The sequence below is a fragment of the Pedobacter agri PB92 genome (assembly GCF_000258495.1).
GTDB lineage: Bacteria > Bacteroidota > Bacteroidia > Sphingobacteriales > Sphingobacteriaceae > Pedobacter > Pedobacter agri.
Genome location: NZ_AJLG01000190.1, coordinates 1 through 8,783, shown reverse-complemented (window position 1 = coordinate 8,783; position 8,783 = coordinate 1). Strand labels below are relative to the sequence as shown.

6 protein-coding genes are annotated in these 8,783 nt (G+C 37.2%); 2 read left to right on the top strand and 4 right to left on the bottom strand.

Features of this window, described 5'->3' with window-relative positions:
- The first annotated feature begins 80 nt into the window (after positions 1 to 80).
- Together ON09_RS20285 and ON09_RS20280 are read left to right on the top strand one after the other, a co-directional pair.
- Positions 81 to 1,013, top strand: a complete 933-nt coding sequence (locus tag ON09_RS20285; protein ID WP_010602901.1) for a glycosyltransferase family 2 protein — start codon at positions 81 to 83, stop codon at positions 1,011 to 1,013.
- A complete protein-coding gene (locus ON09_RS20280; protein WP_010602900.1) occupies positions 1,013 to 1,792 on the top strand; it encodes a polysaccharide deacetylase family protein in 780 nt (259 codons plus the stop codon). The genes ON09_RS20285 and ON09_RS20280 overlap by 1 nt, the downstream gene beginning before the upstream one ends.
- A gap of 42 nt (positions 1,793 to 1,834) precedes the next feature.
- Here ON09_RS20280 and ON09_RS20275 read toward each other — a convergent pair whose 3' ends face one another.
- From ON09_RS20275 to ON09_RS20265, 4 genes are all read right to left on the bottom strand, one after another.
- Positions 1,835 to 3,604 (bottom strand): S8 family peptidase, encoded by a 1,770-nt coding sequence (locus ON09_RS20275; protein WP_010602899.1) that lies wholly within the window; start codon positions 3,602 to 3,604, stop codon positions 1,835 to 1,837.
- A 207-nt stretch (positions 3,605 to 3,811) separates the two neighbouring features.
- On the bottom strand, positions 3,812 to 5,248 hold the full coding sequence (locus tag ON09_RS20270; protein ID WP_010602898.1) for a RagB/SusD family nutrient uptake outer membrane protein: 1,437 nt from the start codon (positions 5,246 to 5,248) through the stop codon (positions 3,812 to 3,814).
- A 17-nt stretch (positions 5,249 to 5,265) separates the two neighbouring features.
- On the bottom strand, positions 5,266 to 5,394 hold the full coding sequence (locus ON09_RS26520; RefSeq protein ID WP_010602897.1) for a hypothetical protein: 129 nt from the start codon (positions 5,392 to 5,394) through the stop codon (positions 5,266 to 5,268).
- 26 nt (positions 5,395 to 5,420) lie between these two features.
- Complete coding sequence (locus ON09_RS20265) at positions 5,421 to 8,309, bottom strand: SusC/RagA family TonB-linked outer membrane protein (protein WP_157259028.1); 2,889 nt, start codon at positions 8,307 to 8,309, stop codon at positions 5,421 to 5,423.
- Between the last annotated feature and the right edge of the window lie 474 nt (positions 8,310 to 8,783).

The window sequence follows — 8,783 nt, the reverse complement described above, 5'->3', positions numbered from 1 at the left end:
ACGTACACACTGATCATTTGGCTTACGATAGTTTTCCAAATGCTGAAAGAAGATTTTGAATCTTATTTGATTGCCGATAAATGAAGAAGTTAGTTTCCATCGTAATACCAGCTTACAACGAGGCTGATAATATTTTCGTGATTGCTGAAAGTATTAAAAAGGTTTTCTCTTCCATAGCTTATCATTATGAAATTATTCTTGTAGATGATGGAAGCGCTGACCATACATTGGAGAAAATAAAAGAGTATTCATCTACGGCAGAAAATATCTTTTTTCTGGAGTTCAGTAAAAATTTCGGCCACCAGCTAGCAGTTAAGGCAGGTATGGATCATGCATTTGGCGATTGTGTTATTTCAATGGATTGCGATATGCAGCATCCACCGGAGTTGATTCCAGATATGCTTAAAAAATGGGAAGAAGGTTTTGAGGTGGTTTACACCATTCGCGAAGAAGATAAAAGCTTATCAAAGGGAAAACGAAGTTCATCAAGCCTGTTCTATAAAACACTCAACTGGTTATCAGACATTGATCTGGAGCCGGGTGCAGCCGATTTCCGTCTTTTAGACCAAAAAGTGGTGAACGTATTTAGAAACTTTCAGGAGAATGAACCTTTTTTGAGGGGACTAGTGAAATGGCTTGGCTTTAAACAATATGCCATTAGGTATAATCCAGCAGCACGTTTTTCTGGAAAAAGCAAATATACCCTAAAGAAGATGTTCAGATTAGCGCTACATGGTGTTACTTCCTTTAGCATTAAACCCCTGTATTCGGCAGTTTACCTGGGCTTTATACTGTCATTCGCATCAGTTTTGTATATTCCATATATTATCTATGCCTTTGCAAATAATGTTGAGGTGTCGGGTTGGGCATCTGTTATTATGACTATTGTTTTCTTCGGAGGTTTGCAACTAATCATTTTAGGCATCATTGGCATATATGTAGGTAAAATGTTTATGCAAACCAAAAATCGTCCGAATTACATTATCCGTTCAACAAATATCCCTCAAAAATAATGGTGCTTTTAAGTTTTGATATTGAAGAGTTTGACATGCCTTTTGAATACAACCGGGATATCTCATTTGCGGATCAGATTTCGATTTCGAGAACGGGTACAATTGCCATTTTAGATTTATTAGATAAACACCAGGTTAAAGCGACATTTTTCTGTACCGTAACTTTTGCTGAAAACATTCCTGATTTAATTAAGCGGATTACAGAAAGCGGTCATGAACTGGCTTCGCATGGTTATTACCATTCGGATTTCAAGACGGAGCATTTACTGCAATCCAAGATCAAGCTTGAAGAACTTTCAGGTAAAGAGATTACAGGTTACCGTATGGCTCGGATGATGCCCGTAGATGAAAAGGAAATCGAAAAAGCTGGGTATACTTACAACACATCTATCAATCCAACCTATCTTCCTGGTCGATACAACAATTTCCATATATCTCGAACATTTTTTACGAAACAAAATGTATTGCAAATTCCAGCTTCTGTAAGTCCAGTCGTGAGGTTTCCGCTATTTTGGCTATCATTTCATAATCTCCCGTTAAGTATTTACAAAGCCTTAGCCCGCTGGACTTATAGAAAAGACCATTATCTAAACGTATATTTTCACCCCTGGGAGTTTACCGATTTAAATGATTTCGAAAGGTTTGGATTTCCTGCCTATGTTCGCAAAAATACAGGAAATCAAATGGTGGAAAGGATGGATAAATTTATTCATTGGCTGAAATCAAAAAACTATCCTTTTGGCACTTTTCAGCAATTTATCAAAACGATTAATCACTAAACACCAGCACTTCACTAGTAATGATGGGCTAGCCTGTAAAAGTTATTTGTAATTTTCAGCTAGTTTTAATGCGTTATAGGCATTAACCACGCCGCCACTTACACATATTTCGTTGAACATTACGCGTACATTTTCGCCTTTTTCGTTTTTGTATTTTATTTTATGTGCAACCCTTGAAACAGATTTCATGATAATTTCCCGTACTTGAACAGGAGTTAAATGAGGATAGTAACTTAAAATTAATGCGGCCAAACCCGAAACTACAGGTGCAGCCATACTGGTACCATCGGCTTCTTCGTACTTCCCATCAGGAACAGTAGAATTAATCAAAAACCCGGGCGCAAAAACATCAACATTATATTTTCCATAATTCGAGAAGCTTGCTTTTAAATTATCATCATCTTTGTAAGCACTTGCCCCTACCTCAATCCAGTTTCTGGCATGAGGCAGCTTAAATTTTGCAGAATCTAACGGGATTGGTTTGATCACAGGCGAACGGCCTACTGTCGGCCTCATCCCCATGCCATTATTCTGATTGTTTCTGGGTGGTGGAATAAAATCTGGCCGGCTAGGCTTACTATTTGCTTTTTTATAATCTTCCGCCTCTTTACTTTGGAAATACTTGTTAGGATAATTCTCTTCAACATCATTATTTTGATTATCATTTCCTGCTGCATGCACCAAAAGAACGCCTTTACTTTCCGCATATTTCACGGCTTCATCCACAACTTTTTTATCCCACTTGTAACCTTTGCCAAAGCTCATATTAATCACTTTTGCACCATTATCTACTGCGTAGCGGATACCATTGGCGACATCCTTATCACGCTCATCACCCGTAGGCACTACTCTAATGGCCATAATACTGACATGGTTAGCCACACCCATAATACCTATTCCATTTTTACGATCAGCACCAATAATTCCGGAAACATGGCTGCCATGAAATGCATCTGGCCCTTTCACATCTCTGTTACCGTAGTTGCGTTGATTTGAGTCCGAATAATCGTCGCCCACAAGTTCTGCCCGCATATCATACTTCGGATTTAAATTGTACTTCAGCATGGCATCATACTGTTTGTATCCGTCCTTGATACTTTTATAAAACTTCTCGAAACCTCCATCTTCCTTTGAGCCCTTCCGGATAATTATTTTCACATATTCTTCCTCTTCATTATCGGCTTTATATCTATCTATATCCTCTAGCGTCGGCATTGGCTTATTATTTACCCGAGCAACAGAATCAATAACTTTGTTAATGGCCATTAATACGGGAAAAGTCTTACTGGCATCTTCATACTTCTTTCCAAAATCGCCAACAATTTTTTGATAGATACGATATTCTTCTTTTTGTGCACTATCCAGCGGTGTAAGATTGGTAGTTGATTGATATTTAGGATGATAGATTCTATATAACCGTATTAATTCCAGATTATCGAATTCAAGATTTCCTTTTTTTGACCCAATAAAGTTCCAGCCATGAATATCATCGATATAGCCATTGCCATCATCATCAATACCATTGTTTGGAATTTCCTTTTTGTTCGTCCACAACACATTTTGTAAATCGGGATGGTTGATATCAACACCACCATCAATCACAGCTACAATAATATTTTCTTTGGGTTTCTTATCATTTAATAATTCACGATAAGCTTTTTCGGTACTAATGCCGAAATAACCGTTTTCAGTCAAATCCAGATTATACCAATTGGCAGGCAATTGTATATTTTTACTTTGCGCAAATGCGTTAGCACTAAGCAAAATTAAGGTAATGATAAAACTTATTTTGTAGTGTATTTTATTCATCATGAATTATGTACGTAATACTACAATAATACGGTTTTATTGCCTCGGGGTTGAAAGTTTTTACATTTTTTAACAGATGTAGAAGCCGCCTGATACCGATTGAACGAAGTTTTAATGAATGATGGATCAAATTGATTTGGGTTAGTTTTAGAAACAAAAAAGGGCTATCTCAAATTAGAGATAGCCCATGAATAAATTAGCAGAGAAATACTAGTTGCTATAGCCTGGATTTTGCTGAGGCTTTAATACAGGGTTAGCATTAAGTTCTGTTTGAGGTAATGGAAGAACCAATTTATTATCTCCAGGTTGGAAACTTACAATTGCCCAATGTCCATTTCCAGCTGTTCTAACTACCGGCGTTTTGGTCCTTAATAAATCGAAGAATTTAAATCCTTCGCCATAAAGCTCTTTTCCACGTTCAGCCATAATCTCGTTAATGAGCGCCTGGCCCGTATTTGCTGATGGAACTGTTGCCACACCTGCTCTTTGCTGAATAGCCAATAAAGCAGTTTTGGCTGCAGCTTCATTTGCCACACCTTGTCTTGCCTCAGCTTCAGCTTCGATTAGATACATTTCAGATGATCTGATAATTACCTGATTTTGTGCTGGCGTAGTGTTAAAATCAAATTTATTAATTAAGAAACCCTCCTGACCTCTTCTGGCACCGATAACACCATTCACTCTGAATTGCTGCAAACGAATGTCATTCGACGCAAAGGAATTGAAGAAGTTATCAGCAGCCCTGAAACTCGAATATCCAATATCAAAAGGATCGTAGAAAGAGTTTACGGTTAAGAAACCTGAGTTGTCATCCGTTCTTGAATTTAAAGCATAAATCCATTCTGATGACGGGTTGATAAAACCAGTAAGTAATGATGCTCCAGTTCCAAGCGGCTTTCCAACTCTAGCAAGTTTTGCGTATTTACTTGCATTTGGATAATCACCCATTGTTAAATATACACGAGCAAGAAAGCCTTGAATCGCCCCTTTAGTCATCCTGTATACACTTGTTTTTGTTGCAGGAATGTTCGCTTCAGCAAACAAAAAATCGGAAAGAATTTGGGCGTAAACTTCTTTTACTTTAGCTCTCGGAGATAAAGTACCGTTCGGACCTAATGGAGCAAGAACTAATGGTACACCTAAAGCTTCCGGATCAAGCGTGTATGGCTTAGCATACCATTGAATAAGCCAGAAATAAGCTTCAGCTCTAAGGGCTCTGGTTTCTGCGAAATAAGCGCTCTTCTGTGCATCTGTAATAGGGGCAGTAGGTAAATTTGCTTCAAACTGATTTGCATTTGCAATCACTCTGTAACCTAGTGTCCAGTAATCAGATGGCTCAACAGAGCTTGGATTCTCAATAAACTGATACCCATTAATAAATCGTCCATAATTGCCGGCACCACTTACTACCAAAATGTCTCCACCTTTAACATCATTATTTAAAATCATGTTGTATTTATATGAAGGATTGGTAGAAACGTCATACACGCCAGTTAAAGCTGCTGCAATTTTTTCAGGTGAAGAAAACGCTTCAGCTGCATTAATCTGCTGGGTAGGCGTTACTTCCAAAAAATCTTTCTTACAGCTAGATAAACTTGCAAGTAGAATGAGTGAAGAATATATCCCTATTTTATTTATCTTTTTCATAATATCTTATCTTAAAATTAAAAACCAGCTGTTAAACCAATTGAAAAGGTTTTAATGTTTGGAATATCATTGTTACTAGTTCCTGCAATTGTTGCTTCCGGATCGAAACCTTTGTGGGCAGCATATGTAAATGGATTTTCAGCCATTACAAATAAGCGGGCAGTAGATAACTTTACTTTACTTGCCCATTCTTTTTCAAGGTATATCCCAGCGTGATGTTTTTAACCCTCATGTATGATCCATCATATAAAAATCTGCTGGAAGAACTATTTGATAAATCTGTATTAGATGCTGGCAAAAATCTTGGAGTTGTTGAAGTTGTATTTGTTGGAGACCAAGCATTTAGCACATCTTTAGACATTTGCTGACCTGGAGAAATACCATTATGCATTAAAGCTGCGTACAAAGCATCATAAACTTTTCCACCCAAAGAGAAGTAAGTAAAAACGCTGAGATCAAATTCTTTATACGATAATGTATTATTGAAACCACCATAATATTTTGGTAATGCCGAACCCAAACCAGTATATTGTTTAGCTTCTGCATACACCTTTGTAGTTACCTTATTGCCACTTGCATCATCTCTATACCACATTGGCCTACCATCTGCCTGATCAATTCCGGCATATTCTCTTAAATACCATTGATAGCGATCTTGTCCAACTTTAAGAAGCTTGGTTCCGTCATTTGGATCAACAACCTCGTCTTGAGTGGATGAAATAACCTTATTTTTAATTTTAGTAATATTAAAAGCGATGTTCCAGTTAAAGTTATCAGTTCTAATTGGTGTAGCGTTTAAGGCAAGCTCAATACCGGTATTATTCATCTCAGCCAAATTGGTGTTGATTGTACTAAATCCGGTTGTTCTTGATAGTGGCTTTGCGAATAGTAGTCCGTCAGATTTTTTCTCGAAGTAAGAAATTTCTCCACTTAGTCTGCGGTCTAGTACAGCAAATTCCAAACCAAATTCCAATGCTTTAGAGCGTTCCCATGCCAATTCATCATTGGCTAACTGGGTATATGACATACCTGCAAGCCCCTCATAAGCATTCGCAAGTGAGTATAGTCCTTGAGCCGCATAACGGCTAATATCATTATTACCGGTTACACCATAACTTGCACGTAACTTTAAGTCATCAACAAATTTTACATTTTGCATGAAATTTTCTTTATTAATTCTCCATGCACCACCAACTGACCAGAAGTTACCAAATTTCTTGTCTGGGCCAAAAGCCGAGAAACCGTCTCTTCTATAACTACCTGATAGATAATATTTGTTATCGTAGTCATAATTAGCTCTCGAGAAATATGATTCAAGTCTTGCTTCAGTATAAAATGATGAAGCAGTTCCTGGCGTCGATGCTGAAACTAATTCAGTTTGCCCTGCAAAACCATAACCAGTTGCCATTGCCGTAATTTGATCGTATTTGTTGCGATACGCTTCCTGCCCTAACAAAATGTCGAAATTATGTTTATCGATACTTTTATTATATGTTAAAGTATTAATAAACGTAGTGGTAATATCTTCCTTAGAATAACGATACCCTCTTCCTTTTACCCCCACACCGTTACCATGTAACAAATTATAAAACTGATTCTCTCTCACTGCAGAATAATCTAAACTTACTGTTGATCTGGCAGTAAATCCATTAAGAAATTTTACCTGAGCATATGGAGATGTTGTAATACGGGTAATTTTGGTTAAGTAAGTATCTAACTCATTTAATCCAACTGGATTAAAATCTGGAGAAACCGGATTGACATAACTATATGTCGGATTACCATTCGCATCAGGAACCGGATTACCATTCGCGTCTCTCACATATAATGAATAAATATTTGAAATAATATCGGCAAAACGAACCGGATTCGCACCACCACCAGCTCCTGGAGGTGTGTTCTGAGTTGAACTTGCCAAAGTATTATTAATACCAAATGAAAAGAAATCATTTACCTGATTAGATAAATTAAATTTTCCGGAATATCTTTTAAAGTCAGACCCGATTACAATGCCTTTTTGATCGAAATATCCGCCAGAAACATAATATTTCAGCTTTTCTGTACCACCACTTGCAGAAACATTCACATCTTTTGTTTGTCCTCGTCTTAGTACTTCATCCCTCCAGTCAGTATCATAAAATAAAGCTGCACCTGGAGCCAGTGCACCACCAGCTACAAACGGATTTGGTGTATTGAATGGATTAACTGATAAACGTGTTCTTGTCAAAGTATTTGCTGCAACAGCTGCTGCATCTGGTGTTAAACCAGCTGCAATTCTTTGCGCATAATAACTATCGAAATACAGTTTGTAATACTCTTGGGCATTTAATACCTCGTGCTTTTTTACAGCTTGATAAGAATAACCACCTGTTACGCTTGCATTAAATTTCGTAGCACCAGCTTTACCTTGTTTGGTTGTAATTAATACTACCCCGTTTGCAGCACGAGAACCATAAACCGCAGTAGCAGCAGCATCTTTTAATATGGTTACTGATTCGATATCATTCGGATTTAATGACGATAAAACATCAGCAGTTTGAGCAACCGAAGTTAAGTCAGTACCTGATGACGTTACTGCGATTCCGTCAATTACGTACAATGGTGTAGAACCTGCTGAAATTGACCCAACACCACGAACCCTCACTTGTGTCGCAGCACCAGGTTGCCCCGATACGCTGGTTACTTGTACACCAGCAGCCGCTCCCTGTAATGATTTTTGGAAAGATGTATTAGGTCGGTCTGCAAAGTTTTTTGATTCAACAACTGAAGCAGCACCAGTAAAACTTTCCTTTTTAACTGTTCCATAGGCTACCACAATAACATCATTAAGTTCGTTTGTACTTGCTGTTAATACAACACTATAGGTAGACGCTGCAGTTAAAATTCTAGTTTGCGAAACAAAGCCTAAGGCAGAAAATTCTAAAGCTTTGGCAGATGAATTTACTGAAACTGTAAAAACTCCCGTAGCATTTGTAATTGCTCCACCTGTTTGTCCTGCTATTTTAACTGTTACGCCTGGCAGCGGAAGCCCGTCCTCGCTAGATGTGACTGTTCCTGTCACTGTTCGGTCTTGAGCTAGTGCAGAAAAATGCAATAAACATCAACACGAACAAACTTTGTAAAAGTTTTCTCATGAAATTTGGATTTTTTTTAGATTAATTAATGATTAATGCGACAAAAATAGAGGTTATTGCCATGTAAAACAAATTTTACATTAAAAATTAAATAGTTAAAGGACAAATACAGTCAAATTTTTAATATAAATCCAAAATATATCAGCTAATTCAAATAAAAAACAAAAATTATCACAAGAAATTCAGTAAAACGAGATTAAAACTACACATTTAGTTAATTTAATAATTAATTATAAAGAAAATGGTAGTAATATTCAACTATATTATTCTGATTGGCTTATGAAAAAATTTTAGTTCAATTAAAACTTTTAAAGCCCCAGCAGTGCTGAATATTTAGTTCCAGTCCTGCTGTCCCCCCAATCTTTTTGGGGAAATTTGCTACACGTCTGAAGGTTTGTAGC